The sequence below is a fragment of the Actinomadura rubteroloni genome, from assembly GCF_002911665.1.
In the GTDB taxonomy this organism is placed as follows: domain Bacteria; phylum Actinomycetota; class Actinomycetes; order Streptosporangiales; family Streptosporangiaceae; genus Spirillospora; species Spirillospora rubteroloni.
This window is the reverse complement of the sequence record NZ_MTBP01000001.1, coordinates 610,713-626,971: the sequence shown is the minus strand read 5'-3', so window position 1 is coordinate 626,971 and position 16,259 is coordinate 610,713. Positions and strand designations below refer to the sequence as shown.

Annotated in this window: 16 protein-coding genes; 9 read left to right on the top strand and 7 right to left on the bottom strand. The window is 73.6% G+C overall.

What is annotated here, in order from left to right:
- Positions 1-92 precede the first annotated feature (92 nt).
- Complete coding sequence (locus BTM25_RS02810) at positions 93-455, bottom strand: hypothetical protein (RefSeq protein ID WP_103561184.1); 363 nt, start codon at positions 453-455, stop codon at positions 93-95.
- A 168-nt stretch (positions 456-623) separates the two neighbouring features.
- Here BTM25_RS02810 and BTM25_RS02805 point away from each other — a divergent pair, with 168 nt between their 5' ends.
- Genes BTM25_RS02805 through mptB form a run of 3 tightly spaced genes read left to right on the top strand, consistent with a single transcriptional unit; the run spans position 624 to position 3,168 of the window.
- On the top strand, positions 624-959 hold the full coding sequence (locus tag BTM25_RS02805) for an STAS domain-containing protein (RefSeq protein ID WP_205648046.1): 336 nt from the start codon (positions 624-626) through the stop codon (positions 957-959).
- Positions 960-991: 32 nt separating this feature from the next.
- Positions 992-1,708: a glycosyltransferase family 2 protein gene (locus BTM25_RS02800; RefSeq protein ID WP_103561182.1), complete on the top strand. Its 717-nt coding sequence runs from the start codon at positions 992-994 to the stop codon at positions 1,706-1,708.
- Positions 1,705-3,168, top strand: coding sequence for a polyprenol phosphomannose-dependent alpha 1,6 mannosyltransferase MptB (mptB, locus tag BTM25_RS29040; protein ID WP_146058932.1), 1,464 nt, complete (start codon positions 1,705-1,707; stop codon positions 3,166-3,168). Before BTM25_RS02800 ends, mptB begins: the two co-directional genes overlap by 4 nt.
- Here the strand turns inward: mptB and BTM25_RS02790 are convergent.
- Positions 3,065-5,263, bottom strand: a complete 2,199-nt coding sequence (locus tag BTM25_RS02790; RefSeq protein ID WP_235828127.1) for a hypothetical protein — start codon at positions 5,261-5,263, stop codon at positions 3,065-3,067. The genes mptB and BTM25_RS02790 overlap by 104 nt on opposite strands.
- 39 nt (positions 5,264-5,302) lie before the next feature.
- On the opposite strand from BTM25_RS02790, the gene BTM25_RS02785 reads away from it, so the two are divergent.
- The 5 genes from BTM25_RS02785 to serS all read left to right on the top strand — a co-directional run bounded on the left by BTM25_RS02785 (position 5,303) and on the right by serS (position 11,435).
- The gene (locus tag BTM25_RS02785) at positions 5,303-6,625 is read left to right on the top strand and encodes a glycosyltransferase 87 family protein (RefSeq protein WP_103561179.1); all 1,323 of its coding nucleotides are present in this window, start codon (positions 5,303-5,305) and stop codon (positions 6,623-6,625) included.
- A complete protein-coding gene (locus BTM25_RS02780; RefSeq protein WP_103561178.1) occupies positions 6,625-7,077 on the top strand; it encodes a DUF4446 family protein in 453 nt (150 codons plus the stop codon). The genes BTM25_RS02785 and BTM25_RS02780 overlap by 1 nt, the downstream gene beginning before the upstream one ends.
- A gap of 48 nt (positions 7,078-7,125) precedes the next feature.
- Positions 7,126-8,043 carry a prephenate dehydratase gene (gene pheA, locus BTM25_RS02775; RefSeq protein ID WP_103561177.1) on the top strand — a complete coding sequence of 306 codons (918 nt, stop codon included), beginning with the start codon at positions 7,126-7,128 and terminating at the stop codon, positions 8,041-8,043.
- A gap of 173 nt (positions 8,044-8,216) precedes the next feature.
- Positions 8,217-10,127: a carboxypeptidase-like regulatory domain-containing protein gene (locus BTM25_RS02770; protein WP_103561176.1), complete on the top strand. Its 1,911-nt coding sequence runs from the start codon at positions 8,217-8,219 to the stop codon at positions 10,125-10,127.
- A 48-nt stretch (positions 10,128-10,175) separates the two neighbouring features.
- On the top strand, positions 10,176-11,435 hold the full coding sequence (gene serS / locus BTM25_RS02765; protein WP_103561175.1) for a serine--tRNA ligase: 1,260 nt from the start codon (positions 10,176-10,178) through the stop codon (positions 11,433-11,435).
- A 43-nt stretch (positions 11,436-11,478) separates the two neighbouring features.
- On the opposite strand, the gene BTM25_RS29415 is transcribed toward serS, so the two are convergent.
- The 3 genes from BTM25_RS29415 to BTM25_RS02755 form a co-directional block, all read right to left on the bottom strand.
- A complete protein-coding gene (locus BTM25_RS29415) occupies positions 11,479-11,643 on the bottom strand; it encodes a hypothetical protein (RefSeq protein WP_168211982.1) in 165 nt (54 codons plus the stop codon).
- Entirely contained in the window at positions 11,644-12,993 is a 1,350-nt protein-coding gene (locus tag BTM25_RS02760; RefSeq protein ID WP_205647943.1) for a glycosyltransferase family 2 protein, read from the bottom strand.
- Positions 12,994-13,063: 70 nt separating this feature from the next.
- Positions 13,064-13,690, bottom strand: coding sequence for a class F sortase (locus BTM25_RS02755; RefSeq protein ID WP_103561173.1), 627 nt, complete (start codon positions 13,688-13,690; stop codon positions 13,064-13,066).
- A 106-nt stretch (positions 13,691-13,796) separates the two neighbouring features.
- Here BTM25_RS02755 and BTM25_RS02750 point away from each other — a divergent pair, with 106 nt between their 5' ends.
- A complete protein-coding gene (locus BTM25_RS02750; protein ID WP_235828125.1) occupies positions 13,797-14,600 on the top strand; it encodes an HAD family hydrolase in 804 nt (267 codons plus the stop codon).
- Here the strand turns inward: BTM25_RS02750 and BTM25_RS02745 are convergent.
- Both BTM25_RS02745 and BTM25_RS02740 read right to left on the bottom strand, forming a co-directional pair.
- Entirely contained in the window at positions 14,597-15,130 is a 534-nt protein-coding gene (locus BTM25_RS02745; protein ID WP_103561171.1) for a bacterial proteasome activator family protein, read from the bottom strand. The genes BTM25_RS02750 and BTM25_RS02745 overlap by 4 nt on opposite strands.
- 10 nt (positions 15,131-15,140) lie before the next feature.
- A complete protein-coding gene (locus tag BTM25_RS02740; RefSeq protein ID WP_103561170.1) occupies positions 15,141-16,100 on the bottom strand; it encodes an NAD(P)H-quinone oxidoreductase in 960 nt (319 codons plus the stop codon).
- Positions 16,101-16,259: the final 159 nt, after the last annotated feature.

Sequence of the window (16,259 nt, the reverse complement as noted above, 5' to 3'; positions counted from 1 at the left end):
TCCCCGGGCGGGAAGATCGCGAAGCGATGCGGCGCTCGCACAAGGCACGGTTGCGGGGGCGAGCCGCCAGGCGAGCCCCCGCAGGCCGGGACTCAATGAAACAACGCCTCGTCGACCGCGCGGAGGGTGGGGCAGGGCCAGCGGGCCATGCAGGAGCGGCAGCGCAGGATCGGACGGGACGGGTCGCTGCTGATGCCGCCGCCGTCCTGCGGTCGGTGCAGGTCGGCGAGGCGCAGCGCCATCCGCGTCAGCGCGAGGAGGTCGTCGCGCGCCGCGCCGAGGAACGCCAGGTCCTCGCGGGTGAGGCGGGCGCGGACGGGCACGTGCCCGGACCGGTTGACCAGCGGGGCGAGCAGCGGCACGGCGTCGCGCCACGGCGCGGCCTTCAGGGAGCGGGCGCGGACGGTCTCCAGCCGTCCGCGCAGCCGCGCGTCCCAGCGCTCGGGTTCGGTCATCGGCGCCTCCTTCGCGTCGGCCGGCGTCCAGCGTCCCGCACGCGGCGGCGGAGCGCGGCGGCGAATCGCCGGGCGACCTGCCCGGGACTCGCCCGGGGCGGGCCGTGCGGACGGGGTTCCGTGATGACGCTCTGGATCGAGGCGCGTTCGGTCGGTAGTGTGCCGGGGGTGGAGCTAAACGTCTCAACATCGTCTCAAGGGGGTCACACCGTCGTTACGGCGACGGGTGAGCTCGACCTCTACACCGCGCCGCGCCTCCAGGCCGCGCTCGCGGACCTGGCCGGCGACGCCGCCGACCGCATCACCGTGGACCTCAGCGGCGTGGAGTTCTGCGACTCGATCGGCATGAACGTCCTGCTGGCGGCGATGCAGCGGGTCCGGGACGGCGGCGGGTCGTTCGCGCTGGCCGCGCCGCGCACCGCCGTCCGCCGCATCCTCCAGGTCACCGGGCTCGACACCGTGTTCACCGTGGTGGAGGCGGCGCCCGTGCCCGGCGTGGGCTGACCGCCGCCGCCCGCCGCACTACGATCGCCGGTATGCAGGACGCAGCGGTGATCATTCCCGCGAAGGACGAGGCGGACCGGATCGGCGCCACGGTCAAGGCCGCCTCGGAACTGCCCGGCACCGATCTCGTCATCGTCGTGGACGACGGCTCCCGGGACGGCACGGCGCGCGCGGCCGAGGACGCCGGGGCCCGCGTCGTCCGGCACAGCCGCAACCGGGGCAAGGGCGCGGCGATGGAGACCGGCGCGGAGGCCGTCCGCCTGCTCGACTCCGGCGACCCGCGCCACCTGCTGTTCCTCGACGCCGACCTCGGCGACACGGCCCGGGACGCGGCGCCGCTCGTCGCCCCCGTCCGCGCGGGCACCGCCGACATGACGATCGCGGTGTTCAGCAGCACGGTGAAGCTCGGCGGCCACGGCTTCGTCGTCCGCCTCTCCCGCGACGGCATCCGCCGCGCCACCGGCTGGACCGCGACCCAGCCGCTCAACGGCCAGCGCTGCCTGACCCGCGCCGCGTTCGAGGCCGCCCGGCCGCTCGCCGCCGGGTTCGGCGTCGAGACGGCGCTGACGATCGACCTGCTCCGCAAGGGCTTCCGCGTCGAGGAGGTCGAGGTGCCGCTCGCGCACCGCGCCACCGGCACCGACTGGCGCGCCCAACTCCACCGCGCCCGGCAGTTCCGCGACGTCGGGCGCGCCCTCGCCGCCCGCGAGCCCGCGCTGGACGCGCTGCGGCGCGGCCGGGGCGCGTGACCCTGGCCCGTCCCCGCACCGGCGGCGCGGCGACCGCGCGGCGGCGCGCGACCGGCGGGCTCGTCCTCGGCGGGACGGGCCTGACCTGCTTCGTCGCCGTCGCCGTCCTCGGACCGTCGCCGTTCGAGCCCGCGCTGCCCGGCGGCGGCCCGCCGTTCGCGCTGGACGCGCGTCCGTCGCCGTATCTCGTGGTCGCGCTGGTCGTCGCCGGGCTGACGGCGAGCGCGGCGGGCCTCGCGCTGTGCCTGCGGGCGACGCGCGCGGTCCCGGTTCGTCCGCTGCTGGTCGCGGGGCTGCTCACGGCGGCGGTGCTCGCGTTCCTGCCGCCCGTCGGCTCGTCCGACCACCTCAACTACGCCGGGTACGGGCGGATGGCGGTCACCGGCCACGACCCGTACGCCACGACCGCCGATGATCTGACCGGCGACCCGGTCGCGGGGGCGGCGGAAGAGTGGCGGCGGACGCCGTCGGTGTACGGACCCGTCGCGACGGCCGGGCAGGCAGTTGCGTCCTGGATCGGTGGGGACTCGCTGCGGCTCACGGTGTTCGTCCTGTCCGTGATGAACGTGCTGGCGTTCGCAGGGACGGCACTGCTCCTGCACCGCATGGCCCGCGACGACAAGGGCCGCGCCCGCGCCGCACTGCTGTGGACGGCCAATCCGCTCGTGCTCTACCACCTCGTCGCGGGCGCGCACAACGACGTGTGGGCGATCGCCCCGATGGTCGCCGCGCTCGCGGTGTTCGCCCGTCCGGGCCGCGCCCGCACGCTGCTGACCGGCGTGCTCGTCGCGGTCGGCGCGGCGGTGAAGCTGCCCGCCGCGCTGGTCGGCGGCGGCCCGGCGTGGCTGCTGCTGCGCCGCCGCCGCCCGGCGGGCCTGGCCGCGCTGTTCGGCGCGGCGGTCGTGACGGCCGCCGTGCTGTTCGCGCTGGCCGGACCGCACGTCTTCGACCAGACCGGACGGGCCGGCGGCATGATCTCGCTGGCGACGCCGTGGCATCTCGTCCGCCCGTTCCTCGGCCGGGACGTGATCAAGTACCTGGCCGCCGCGACCGGCATCGCCCTCGCGCTGCTGCTCTACCGGGGGCTGCCGGTGTCCCGGGACGTCCCGCGCGACGACCCCCGCCGCGTCGCCGCCGCGCTGCTCGTCGGCTGGCTGTTCACCGCGCCGTACGTCCTGCCCTGGTACGACGGCTACGGCTGGGCGCTGCTGGCGCTGCTGCCGCTGTCCCGGTTCGACGCGGCGCTGCTCGTCCACACATTCGCGCTGAGCCTGGCCTACCTGCCCGCGCGCAAGCCCGAGCTGATCGGCCTGCCGGACGGCCTGACCTGGCTGTTCACCACGCTGCGCCCGGACGTCATCCCGTGCGTGCTGACGATCGCGGCGCTGACGGTCGCGGTTCTGTGCGTGCGCCGGTCTCCAGCGACCGCAGCGCCGCCGCCACGGTCAGCGGCACCGTGAGCAGCAGCGTCACGGTCAGGATGATGACGCCGGAGTCGTTGACGAGCGTCCCGATGATCCCGACGCTGAGCACGGCGATCAGCGCCGGGCCCATCGTCGTGGTGTCCCGGTAGGCGACGAGCAGCGGCCTCGCCCGCCACCGCGCCGGGTCGACCAGCGCGAGGTACAGGAACACGAGCGCGACCGCGAGCAGCGCCGTGACCGGCCAGAACCCGAGGCTGCGCGTCATCGCCTCGAACTTGCGCTGGACGACCTCGCCGCCGTTCCCCGCGACCAGGTCGTTCCAGAACTTCCCGAGATGCGTCGGATTGGCGCTGCGGGCGTTCCACCACGAGATCAGCAGGACCAGTGCCACGGCCGCCGCGCCGAACCCGGCGAGCCACCACCAGCGCAGGCGCCGTCCGGCCGCGAGCAGCGCGAGCATCGCGAACACCGGCACCATCGCGAGGACGCCGCCGAAGTCGCTGCCCCACATCGGCAGCCCATCGACCGCGACCGCACCGACGCCGACCGCACCGATCACGAGCGCGGCCGTCCACCGCTGCCCGGCCCTGACGCGGTACTCCGCCAGCCACGCCGCCGTCAGCACCGCAGCCGCCGCGAACAGGGCGAACGCCTGGTTCCCGAACCCGTAGAACCGGCCCGCGACGAGCGCCGTGTACCCGAGGAAGGTGTTCATCTGGAGGTGCGAGCCGGTCATGACGTCCAGCGCGAGGACGCCGGCCGTCACCGCCGCGATGATCAAGCTCGGGACGAGCTTGGACCGCCGCCACGGCCCGCCGAGCGCCGCGCCCGTCAACAGCGCCCCGACCACGACGACCGTCGTCACGAGCACGGCCGCCGGATGCGAGGACCGCCACCACGGGACGATCCCGGCGAGGAACGCCGAGACCGGCAGCGCCCCGCCGAGCAGCGCCACGACCCGCGCCGCGCCGAGCACGCGCCGCCGCCGCGCGCTCCCCGGCCGCCGCCGCAGCAGCAGCCACGCGGCGCCGAGCAGCACGATCTGCGCGACCACGACGGTCGAGATGAACCTGCCCTGCACGCTGCGGATGGCCTGCGCGGCGACGTCCTGGTTCTCCAGCGCCTCGATCTTCGGCGTCGCGGCCTGATCGGACTTCTGCGACCGCCACGCCGACCCGACCGCCTCGTCCGACTGCGGGAGGCCGAGCAGCTTGAGCGCGGTCGCGGTGACGTCCGTGAGCGTGACCAGGCCCGGCCGGTGCGTCGCCGACGACGTCAGCAGCCCGCGCGGGAACGACGACGGCCCGCCCGGGGTGGTCGCGCCGATCGCGATCCGCAGATGCGGCGGCACGCCGATGTCCGACAGGCCCGCGACCAGCACGTTCGTCCCGGGCGGGAGCGCGGCCAGCACCGCCGCGACGCGCTGGTCCGCCGTGCTGACGGCCCGCGCCCGGACCGCCTCGGCCACCGCCTCCTGCTCGCCCTTCGCGTCCACCCCGGCGGCCTGGTAGGCGCGGAACAGGTCGTCGATCTCGACGGCGGCCAGGCGGCAGCGCGTCCAGTCCTCCGGCCGCGCCCGGTCCGGGGCGGAGACGTAGCGGTCGACGCGGCCCGTGCCGTCCGCGAGCCCGTAGACCGCGCCCGCGCCGACCGCGAACGTGCAGTCGCCCGCGCGGTGGACGGCGTCGCCGAGCAGCCCGGCGCGCGAGTGGTAGGTCGTCGCGGCGTTGTCGGCGCGGATCGCGGGCCAGTCGGCGGCGGTCGCCCCGCCGGACGGCGTCGCCGACGGGGTCGCGGGCAGCAGGCAGTCGCCGTGCGCCAGCCGCGAGCGCTGGCCCGCCGAGACCGTCAGCCAGCCGTCCGTCGGGCAGGTGCCCGGCCGCGTCGTCCGCACCGAGAGCGCCGCCGCGCCGCCCCGGCCCGCCAGTTTCCACAGGGTGGGCGTGCGGGTCGCGGTGATGTCGCTCCACATCATCCCGGGGACGCCGATGACGACCGTCCGGGACGACGGCGCCGCCGCCGCGGCGGGCGCCGCCAACACGCCCGTTCCGGCGAGCAGCGCGGCGACCGCGACCAGCGCCCTGACCACCGCAGAGCACGGCCTTCCGGTTCCCGCCCCGTACTGCGCCATGAGGTCAGGTTAGTGGGCGAGTTGGTCCAGGATGGACGCATGCGTGCTGGCAGCAGGACCCCGCCGTGGATCGTCGGCCTCGGCGTTCTCGTCGCGGTCGCGGCCGTCGCGCCGATCGTCGTGAAGTGGCTGAACAACCCGCCGGACCAGCGGATGGTGGATCTGGAGGTCTACCGGGAGGGCGGCGCGGCGATCCTGCGCGGCGCCCCGCTCTACGACGTCCTGACGCAGCCGCCGCAGCTTTTGCCGTTCACGTATCCGCCCTTCGCGGCCGTGCTCGCGGTGCCGTTCACGCTGCTGCCGTGGAAGGCCGCGCAGTGGACGTGGACGGCTTTGATGTACGCGGCGCTGACCGTCGCCGTCCTGTACGCCTTCCGCGACCTGATCCGCCGCGCGGGCCGGTGGGCGCCGGTCGCGGCGGGAGCGCTCGTCGGCGCGACGGCCTGGCTGTGGCCCGCGTCCGACCAGATGCGCTTCGGTCAGGTGGGGTTCCTGCTGATGGCGCTGTGCCTCGCCGACTGCTGCGCCCGCTCGGCCCGCTGGCCGCGCGGCGTGCTCGTCGGCCTGGCGATGGCGATCAAGCTGGTGCCGGGCGTCTTCCTGATCTGGTTCTGGATCACCGGCCGCCGCGACGCCGCCGGGACCGCCCTGCTCACCGCGCTCGCCGCCTGGGGCGGGGCGTTCGCGCTGCTGCCCGCCGACTCCCGCGACTACTGGTTCGGCGCGTTCCTCCAGGGCGGGGACCGCACGGGCGCCGTCGGCGGCACCACCAACCAGGCCCTCAACGGGATGCTCGCGCACGTCCTGCCGGAGAGCCCGTGGCGGTCGCTGCTGTGGCTCGTCCTCGCGGTGGCCGTCGCGCTGCTCGGGCTGCGGCTCGCGCGCCGGGCGACGGTCGCGGGGGACGCGCTGGGACGTCCGGGGCCGTTCGGCGGCACCGACCTGACGCGCGCCGCCGCCGCCGGGCCGTCCGCCTACACGCTGCTGCTCGCCGGGGCCGCGATCACCGGGCTGCTGTCGGTGCTGCTGTCGCCCGTCGGCTGGATGCACCACCTCGTCTGGATCATCGCGGTGCTCGGCGCGCTGGCCGGTGACGGCCGCGACCCGCGCCGCTGCGTGCTCGCGCTCGGCGTCTGGCTGTACTTCCTCTTCCCGTTGCCCTGGCGCGGCGCCGCGCTGTCCGGACGCGAGCACCCGATGGCCGTCCGGATCGTCGGCCGGATCCTCCAGGACGCCTTCGGACTCGCCGCACTCGCCCTGATCGTCGTACTCGGCGTCTGGTTGGTGAACCGTGTGCGAACGTCCGGGGATCATGGGGAACGTACGCACGGCGACGCGCGGGTGGGTACCCTCACTCCGTGATGCTTGTCGCCGTGGCCGTGGTAGGGCTGGTCGCCGGAGTGGCCGGGGTCTCCGTCGGCGTGGCGGCCTACCGGCGGGCGAACCAGGTCGTGGACGAGTGCGCGGCCGTCCTGCGCCGCCAGCTCCAGCTCGCCGGCACCACCAGCGTGGACCCGAAGGCCCTGCGCGACCTCGCGATCGTCCACTACGACGCGCTCAAGGAGATGTCCGGGCACCGGTCGTTCTCGCTGGCGCTGATCAACGCGGGCGGCGACGGCGTGATCATCTCCTCGATCATCGGGCGCACCGAGACCCGGACGTACGCCAAGCCCGTCCGCGACGGCTACCCGGTCGACGGCCTGTCCCCCGAGGAGAACCAGGCACTCCGCGCCGCGCGGCTCGGCAAGGGCCCGATCGTCACGATGGACGACCCGTTGCCCGACTTCGGAATCTCGCCCAGCAAGGCGGGTTGACCGGCGGTTACAGTGGTCACGGTCCGTACCACCACGAAGGGTCGTCACGTGCGTTACGCCTATCTCGGTCCGCAGGGGACGTTCACCGAAGCCGCCCTGCTGCGTTTCCCGGGCACGGCCGACGCCGACCACCTGCCGCTCGCGACCGTCCCCGCCGTCCTGGACGCGCTGCGCCGCGACGAGGCCGACGGCGCGGTCGTCGCGCTGGAGAACTCCGTCGAGGGCTCGGTCCCGACGACGCTGGACGAACTGGCCACCGGGGAACCGCTCCAGATCGTCGGCGAGGTCAACCTGCCGGTGTCGTTCGCGCTGCTGGTGCGGCCGGGCACGCGCCTCGGGGACGTGAAGACCGTCGCGTCGCACCCGATCGCGCAGCCGCAGTGCCGCCGCTGGCTCGCCGAGCACGTCCCGGACGCCGAGTGGCGCGCGGCGACGTCCAACGCCGAGGCCGCCCAGCACGTCGCCGACGGCCACTACGACGCGGCGCTCGCGGGCTCGTTCGCCGCCGCCCGCTACAACCTGGACGTGCTCGCCGAGGACATCCACGACGTCGCGGACGCGGTGACGCGGTTCGTCGCGCTGCGCCGTCCCGGCCCGCCGCCCGCCCCGACCGGCGCGGACCGCACCACCGTCGCCGCGTTCATCGGCGCCGACCACCCCGGCGCGCTGCTGGAGATCCTCACCGAGTTCTCGGTGCGCGGGATCAACCTGACGCTGATCCAGTCGCGTCCGACGGGCGCGCGGCTCGGCTCCTACCTGTTCTGGATGGACTTCGAGGGCCACGTCCAGGACGCCCGCGTCGGCGAGGCGCTGATGGGCCTGCGCCGGATCTGCGCGGACGTGCGGTTCATCGGCTCCTACCCGCGCGCGGACGCCGTCCGTCCCGACATCCGGCGCGGCACCCACGACGCCGACTTCGCCGCCGCGTCGTCCTGGCTCGACTCCCTCCGCACCGGCACTCGTTGATCGACTTGTGACCTGACACGAGTCATCCTCACGTTCCCGCCCGGCGTCTCCTTCTACGGCCGCGATCATGCGGCCCGTCCCAGGAGGTCGTCTTCGTGCGGAAATCCGCAGTCGTTCACCGGCCTGACCGACTACGTCGACGTCCGCTGACTCAGCTTTGAGGTAAATCCCCCATGCGCAAGTCGTTCGTCCTGTCCCTGGCCGCGACCGCCCTGCTCGCCGCCGCCCCGCCCGCCCTCGCCGCCGCCCCCGACGTGCAGGCGGGCGTGACGCTCGCCGCGAGTGGTGCGCAGCGCGTCCTCACGCTCACCGTCACCGCCAAGGACCCGGTGGGCATCGCGAAGGTCGAGGCGGTGCTGCGGACGAAGGACGGCACGTCGTTCCAGACGGTGTCCGACTTCGTCCGTTCGTCGGGCACCGACGCCGACGGCGTGTGGACGGCCTCCTACCGCTCTGACATCGAGAACCACCCCGGCACGATCACGGCCGACGTGACGGTCGTGAACCACGACGGCGAGTCGACCGTCCGTCCGGTGAGCTACAACGACTGCTACCCCACGACGATCGAGGCGACGTCGACACCGGAGCGCCTCGACCTCGACCACCCCGCCGCCCACATCACCGGCCGCCTGCTGGCCCGCAGGGCGAGCGACGAGGAGCCCGTCCCCGTGCCCGGCGCGACCTTGAATGTGGTCCCGAACAAGACGGTCACGACGGCCGAGGACGGCACGTTCGCGCTGGACCTCCGGGGCAGGGTCCAGACGACGATCTCCTTCCCCGCCGCCGGCCGGTACTGCAGGGCGCCGTACAAGGACATGCGCTTCACGGTCGACCAGAGCGAGGTGACGCTGACCGCCCGGAAGACCGCGCCGTCACCGCTTCCGGTCGGCACCCCGGTCGTCGTCTCGGGGACCGTGACCCGGACGCGCGCCGACGGCACGACGGTCCCGGTGGAAGGCATCAGCGTCAGGCTGACGCCGACCATCGGGAACCGGTCCGTGGTCGCGACCACGGCCGCGGACGGCACGTACTCCATCTCGTTCGTTCCGCAGGGGACGGGGAACTGGAACGTGTACGCCGAAGGGTCGATCTACACGGTCCAGTCGCCCGCCCTCTGGGGGGACGTGCTCGTCCAGGACAAGACGCCCACATTCTCCCCGCTCACCGTCACCCCGTCGCCGGTCGCGCGCACCCGGCCCGTGGACATCACGGCGACCGTCAGCCGAACCGCCGTGGACGGCACGCGGACCCCGCTGTGGGGCGAGGAGGTGTTCCTGGAGTTCTCCTCCGACGGGAAGACCGGCTGGACGACACTGGACGAACTGCGGGTCCGCGACGGAAAGGTCTACGCGACGATCGACGCCGACCGCAACGGATACGTCCGGCTCCGCTACGCCGGCGACACGGCGACCAAGCCGGGGACGAGCGAGGCGCGCTTCCTCGACGTCCGGACGGGCACCGAGTTCACCCACTTCAACGCCGCACCCGAGCCGATCAGCCCGGGCGGGCGGCTGACGGTGAGCGGCGAACTGCTCCGGCTGCCCGGAACGAGCTGGATCCCCGCCGGAAGCGGCACACCGATCACGATCCAGTTCCGGGCCGACGGCTCCACGGCCTGGACCACGATGGGCACGACGACGACCGACAAGAACGGCGTGTTCCGCAAGACGTTCACCGCCTCCAAGTCGGGCACCTGGCGCGCGACCTACGCGGGCAGCGCGACGTACACGCCGGCCGCGAGCGGCACCGACAACGTGCGCGTGGGACGCCGGACGGCCTTCGCCAAGGGCTTCAACGTCACGCCGGAGCCGGTGCGCCGCCGCGCGACGGCCACCGCCGCCGGGAAGCTGCTGCGCTACGCCGGCGGCTGGCGCCCCGCCGCGCGCGGCACGAAGGTCGAGCTGCAGTTCCGCCCGTCCGGTTCGTCGGCCTGGAAGTACTTCGGCTACGCGTGGACCAACGCGGACGGCACCTTCCGCCTGGCCTTCTCCGCGCCCGCCGACGGCACCTGGCGCGCTGTCTACGCGGGCAGTGCGACGTATCTGCCGGCGACGAGTGGGACCGACTACGTGGACGTCCGGTAGGGGATACTCGCGCGCGGACGGGGTGCGCGGGCCGGTAGCCTCGGGTCTGTGATCGACCTGCGAGCTCTTCGAGAGGACCCCGAGCGGCTGCGCGCGTCGCAGCGCGCCCGCGGGGCGGATGAGGCCGTCGTCGGACGGCTGCTCGACCTGGACGAGCGGCGCCGCTCCGCGCTGTCGTCGTTCGAGCGGCTGCGCGCCGAGCAGAAGAGTTTCGGCAAGTCGGTGTCGCGGGCGCAGGGCGACGAGCGCGCCGCGCTGCTCGCCCGCGCCAAGGAGCTGGCGCAGCAGGTCAAGGAGGCCGAGGCCGACGCGGACCGGCTCGGCGAGGAGCTGACGGCGGTGCTGCGGCTCGTCCCGAACCTCGTGGAGGAGGGCGCGCCGGCGGGCGGCGAGGAGGACTTCGTCGTCCTGGAGCACGTCGGCGCGCCGCCGAGCTTCGACTTCGAGCCGAAGGACCATCTGGAGCTGGGCGAGGGCCTCGGCGCCATCGACATGGAGCGCGGCGCGAAGGTCGCGGGCGCGCGGTTCTACTACCTGACGGGCGTCGGCGCGCGGTTGCAGTACGCGCTGCTGAACCTGGCGATGGAGCAGGCGGTGGCGGCCGGGTTCGTCCCGATGTATCCGCCGGTGCTGGTCAAGCCGGAGGCGATGGAGGGCACCGGGTTCCTCGGCGCGCACGCCGCCGAGGTGTACCGGCTGGAGGAGGACGACCTCTACCTCGTCGGGACGTCCGAGGTGCCGCTCGCCGCGTACCACATGAACGAGATCATCGACGCGCTTCCGCGCCGGTACGTCGCGTGGTCGTCGTGCTTCCGCCGCGAGGCGGGGACGTACGGCAAGGACACGCGCGGCATCATCCGCGTCCACCAGTTCGACAAGGTGGAGATGTTCTCCTACTGCGACCCGGCGGACGCCCACGCCGAGCACCTGCGGCTGCTGGAGTGGGAGAAGGAGATGCTGGCGAAGGTCGAGCTGCCCTACCGGGTGATCGACGTCGCGGCGGGCGACCTCGGGACGAGCGCGGCCCGCAAGTACGACTGCGAGGCGTGGGTCCCGACGCAGGGGACGTACCGGGAGGTCACGTCCACGTCGAACTGCACGGAGTTCCAGGCGCGGCGGCTGGCCGTCCGGCACCGCGACGAGGACGGGAAGAACCAGCCGGTGGCGACGCTGAACGGCACGCTCGCCACGACGCGGTGGATGGTGGCGATCCTGGAGAACCACCAGCGGGCCGACGGTTCGGTGCGCGTGCCCGAGGCGCTGCGCAAGTTCCTCGGCCAGGACGTGCTGGAGCCCGTCAAGCGGTGAACGGGGAAAGCCGGGGTGCGGGTCGCCCCGGCTTTCGCGTCGGTCAGCCTCTCCGCGCGGGGAGGATCCGCTTCACGGCCAGTCCGGCGGAAACGAACGTGAAGACGGCCAGCCCGACCCAAAGCGCCTGGACGCCGAGCCACGGCGAGGCCGCGGCGGCACCGCCGAATCCGGCGGCCACACCGCCGACGGGGGGAGTGTTGTACATTTACCATTTCCTTTCTTTACGCCAGGCGGCCTGCCAGAACGCACGTGCCTGGACGATTTGCAGAAAGACGTCGAACACCATCTCGATGAAGATCGTGGCGGCGACGGCCATCTGGGTCTTTCCGCGCTGACGGACGGTCACCACGCGCTCCACCATGAAGATCACGGTGACGGCGCCCCAGATCGGGCTGAGCCGGATCCCGCCGAGCCAGATCGCCGAATAGGCGACCGAGGCGAGATACGCCGTGATGACGAGGATGCCGATCAGCGAAAGCAGTTGGCGGCCCCAATACGAGCGGGTGATCGGGGTCCACCCGTAGTCGATGAGGTTCTCCAGCGCGCCGCGCTTCCAGCGCAGCCGCTGCTGGGCCAGTTGTTTCCAGGTCGGCATGACCTCGGTGGTGAGCGTGCATTCCGGCGGGCACAGAATGCGGAATCCGAGGTGGAGGATTCCGAGGGTGAGTTCGTTGTCCTCGGTGAGCACCCGGACGTCGTACACGTGCGGCAGGCCGGGGAGCCTCTCGTCCTTCCGGGCGGCGACGACCTCCTGGAGCGTCGTGGCGCGGAAGATCGTGGCCGTGCCGGTCAGGACGAGCGCCTTTCCCTGCAACCGCCGGACGTCCCGGGCGTAGCGGGCGTACTCGTTGCGCTGGAACATGCCGACGAGCCCGCCGCCGGGCTTGCCGGTGAAGGTCCCGCCGACGGCCGCGTACCGTCCGGTCGCGAGGTACTCGACGCCGTTGTGGATGAAGCCGGAGTCGAGCGCGGAGTCGGCGTCCATCACCATGACCGCGTCCTGCGGGCCGAAGATCGGCAGCAGCGAGTCCAGGACCTGGTTGAGCGCGCCCGCCTTCTTGTGCTTGTTGCCGCGCGTGCCGACGATCTCGACGCCGCAGAGCTGGGCGAGCCCGGCGGTGTCGTCGGTGCAGTTGTCGGCGATCACGACGATGTGGTCCGGCGGGCGCCGCTGGAGGCGCAGGGACGCGATCGTCTCGGTGATCTGCTTGGCCTCGTTGTGCGCCGGGATCAGCACGGTCACCCGCATCTCGGCGGGGTCGAGGCGCGGGAGGTTCCGCTTGCCGTCGGAGTCGTCGCGGTCCGCGCGGCGGGCGTGCCGGGCCGCGGTGCGGTGCCCGGTGCCCTGCGGCGCGACGCGGTGCGCGGGGGCCGGGGGCGCGGGCGGACGCGGCGGCGCGACGGGCACGAACGGTGTCACGTCCGGCACGGTGACGGTCGCGGACGGCGTCCGCGTGCCCCGCGCCGCCGGCGACGCCAGATGCCCGGACGCCGCGGGCCGCCGGGCGCGCGGCGGCTCGGCGGGCGCGGGACGGGCGAAACGGTGCCGGGGCACGGCGTGGCCGGAACCCCGTGGAGGGAGGGAATTCATCTCATCTCCGACAGCGCCGGGAATCACACGAATGTCACCGCGTCGCGGCGGACGCGCGCAGGAGGTGCCCGTAGGCGATGACGTTGTCGACGTAGTGCCCGGTTCCCCGGTCGAACCGGCCGCCGCAGGTGATCAACCGGATGGCCGGATAGCCCGGGTCGGCGTAGACGCGCTCGGTCGGGAAGCGGTCTTTGGCGACGCGTTCGACCGAGTCGACGCGGAACACGGCGGTGCTCCCGTCGGCGCGCCGGACGCTGAACCGGTCACCCGGCCGCAGCTCCCCGAGCCGGTAGAACACGGCCGGCCCGCGCTGCGAGTCGACATGCCCGATGATCACGGCGGCGCCCCGGCTGCCCGGCGCCGGGCCGAGCCGGTACCACCCGGCCTCACCGGCGCGGCTGAGCGGCGGCGTCTCGACGGTCCGGTCGGGGTTCTTGGCGAGCTTCATCAGGGCCGTCCGGACGCCGATGCGCGGCACGTCCAGCCGGACGGGCGTGGACGGCGGCAGCGGCGCGACGGTGGCGGGCACGATCCGTCCGGTCGAGCTCGGCCCCGGCGCGGGCGGGGCCGCCGGGTCCGACGGGACGACGGCGAACAGGACCGCCGCGCCGATGCCGACGGCGCCGACGGCGAGAGCTATCTGACGGCCTGGAACGCCCATCGCCACCCCCGTCCGGAATCGGAATCCTGCCGGGGACGGTACCGTCCGAATGGTGCCGTCGAGTGACGTGGTGGGAAATAGTGCAGATGAGGGGTATGTTCCGGTGGTGACGACGCACCCGCCCCGGCTGATCGCCACGGACCTCGACGGCACGATCGTCCGCTCCGACGGCACGATCTCCGACCGCACCGTGGCCGCACTCGCGCGCGTCGAACGCGCCGGCGCGACGCTCGTTCTCGTCACCGGCCGTCCGCCGCGCTGGATGACCGACATCGCCGCCGCGCTCGGCCACCGGGGCGTCTCGATCTGCGCGAACGGGGCCGTCCTCTACGACCTGCACGCCGAGAAGGTGCTCGGCGCGCGGCTCATCGACCCCGCGACGCTCGCCACCGTCGTGGACCGGCTCCGCGCCGCCGACCCGGAGCTGCGGTTCGCCGTCGAGTATCCGTCCGGGTTCGTGTTCGAGTCGCGGTTCGTGCTCGGCCGCATCGACGCCGAATCCCTCGGCGGAACGGTGGTGGACGGCCCCGCGCTCGTCAGCGAGGGCGGCGCGAAACTGCTCGCGTTCCACCCCACCGCGCATCCCGACGAACTCGCCGCGGCCGCCGAGAAGGCGGTGGGCGATCTCGTGACCGTCACGCACTCGTCCGGGCGCGGGCTGCTGGAGATGAGCGCGCACGGCGTCACCAAGGCCAGCGCGCTCGCCCGCCTGTGCGCCGAGCAGGGACTCTGCGCCGCCGACGTCGTCGCGTTCGGCGACATGCCCAACGACCTGCCGATGCTGACCTGGGCGGGCACGTCCTACGGCGTCGCGAACGCCCATCCGCTCGTGCTGGCGGCCGTCACCGCGACGACCGCCCGCAACGACGAGGACGGCGTCGCCCAGGTCATCGAGCGCCTGTTCCCCTAGAGGTAGGGACCGGACGTCCGGGACGGCGGCTGCTGCTCGTCCTGCCCGCCCGGCACCATCCCCGCGGGCAGTGCGCGCCGCATCTGCTCCAGTTGCGCCCGCGCCGCCATCTGCTGCGCGAACAGCGTCGTCTGGATGCCGTGGAACAGGCCCTCCAGCCAGCCGACGAGCTGGGCCTGCGCGATCCGCAGCTCGCCCTCGCTCGGCACCTGCCCCTCGGTGAACGGCAGCGACAGCCGCTCCAGCTCGCTCACCAGCTCCGGCGCGAGACCGTCCTTCAGCTCCTGGATGGACGACTGGTGGATCTCGCGCAGCCGCGCCCGGCTCGCCTCGTCCAGCGGGGCGGCCTTCACCTCGTCCAGCAGTTGCCGGATCATCCCGCCGATCCGCATGACCTTGGCGGGCTGCTCGACCATCTCGGCGACGGACTTCTCGCCGCCGTCCTCGCCGGCGCCGCCGAGCGCGATGCCGTTCGGGCCCACGACGAGGACCTGCGGCTCCTGCTCGTTCTCCTGCGATGGCTCGCTCATAATCCCTCTCTCAGACGACCAGCAAAATCTTGCCGACGTGGCCGCTCTCCTCCAGCAGGCGGTGCGCGAGGGGCGCCTCCGCCATCCGGACCGTCCGGTCGACCACCGGGCGCACCTTCCCCGCCGCCAGCAGCGGCCACACGTGCTCGACCGCCCCGGCGACGACCGCCGCCTTCTCGGCGACCGGACGGGCGCGCAGGCCCGTCGCGTGGACGGACGCCCGCCGGGACAGCAGCGCGCCGAGGTCCAGCTCGCCCGTCGCGCCGCCCTGCATCCCGATGACGACGAGCCGTCCGCCGGTCGCGAGCGCCGTGACGTTCCGGGGAAGATACGCCGCGCCCATATTGTCCAGGATGACGTCGAAGGGGCCGTGCGCGACGAAGTCGTCGGTGCGGTAGTTGATCGCGACGTCCGCGCCGAGCGCCCGGCACGCCTCGGCCTTGCGCTCGCCGCCGACCGTGCAGGCGATCCGTCCGGCGCCCTTCGCGCGGGCGAGCTGGATCGCCATCGTCCCGATGCCGCTGCCGCCGCCGTGGACGAGGAAAGATTCGCCCTCTTTCAGGTCCGCGATCTGGAAGACGTTCGAGAAGACGGTGCAGACGACTTCCGGGAGCGCGGCGGCGGCCACCAGGTCCACGCCTTTCGGGACGGGCATGAGCTGGCCCGCCGGAACCGCCACCTTCTCCGCGTATCCCCCGCCCGCGAGCAGTGCGCAGACCGGGTCGCCGACCGCCCAGCCGGTCACGCCGGGGCCGATCCTCTCGACCGTCCCGGAGACCTCCAGGCCCGGGTAGTCGGGGGCGCCCGGCGGGGGCGGGTAGAAGCCCAGCCGCTGGAGGACGTCCGCACGATTCACCCCGGCCGCCGCGACGGCCACGACGACCTCGCCCGGCTGCGGTTCCGGATCGGGGACCTGCGTCCATTCGAGGACGTCGGCGTCCCCCGGTTCACGGATCACGATGGCGCGCATACCGCTCACGCTACCGGGCCGCCCAGCAGGACGAACCGGCCCGTCGATTTCCCTTCCCCGTCCGGATATGAGACGTTGCCGACCCGGCTTTGCGGTCGCGATCCGGGCCTTTTGCCGACGGGTATCCTGCCGTTGGGGCGATGCTGACCTACTCCGCTA

What these genes read in the sequence shown, in the direction of transcription:
- BTM25_RS02780 (WP_103561178.1), top strand. Translation starts at nt 6,625, where the DNA reads ATGCTTGTCGCCGTGGCCGTGGTAGGGCTGGTCGCCGGAGTGGCCGGG.
- BTM25_RS02810 (WP_103561184.1), bottom strand. Translation starts at nt 455, where the DNA reads ATGACCGAACCCGAGCGCTGGGACGCGCGGCTGCGCGGACGGCTGGAG.
- BTM25_RS29415 (WP_168211982.1), bottom strand. Translation starts at nt 11,643, where the DNA reads ATGTACAACACTCCCCCCGTCGGCGGTGTGGCCGCCGGATTCGGCGGT.
- BTM25_RS02770 (WP_103561176.1), top strand. Translation starts at nt 8,217, where the DNA reads ATGCGCAAGTCGTTCGTCCTGTCCCTGGCCGCGACCGCCCTGCTCGCC.
- BTM25_RS02745 (WP_103561171.1), bottom strand. Translation starts at nt 15,130, where the DNA reads ATGAGCGAGCCATCGCAGGAGAACGAGCAGGAGCCGCAGGTCCTCGTC.
- BTM25_RS02800 (WP_103561182.1), top strand. Translation starts at nt 992, where the DNA reads ATGCAGGACGCAGCGGTGATCATTCCCGCGAAGGACGAGGCGGACCGG.
- BTM25_RS02755 (WP_103561173.1), bottom strand. Translation starts at nt 13,690, where the DNA reads ATGGGCGTTCCAGGCCGTCAGATAGCTCTCGCCGTCGGCGCCGTCGGC.
- BTM25_RS02785 (WP_103561179.1), top strand. Translation starts at nt 5,303, where the DNA reads ATGCGTGCTGGCAGCAGGACCCCGCCGTGGATCGTCGGCCTCGGCGTT.
- BTM25_RS02740 (WP_103561170.1), bottom strand. Translation starts at nt 16,100, where the DNA reads ATGCGCGCCATCGTGATCCGTGAACCGGGGGACGCCGACGTCCTCGAA.
- BTM25_RS02790 (WP_235828127.1), bottom strand. Translation starts at nt 5,263, where the DNA reads ATGGCGCAGTACGGGGCGGGAACCGGAAGGCCGTGCTCTGCGGTGGTC.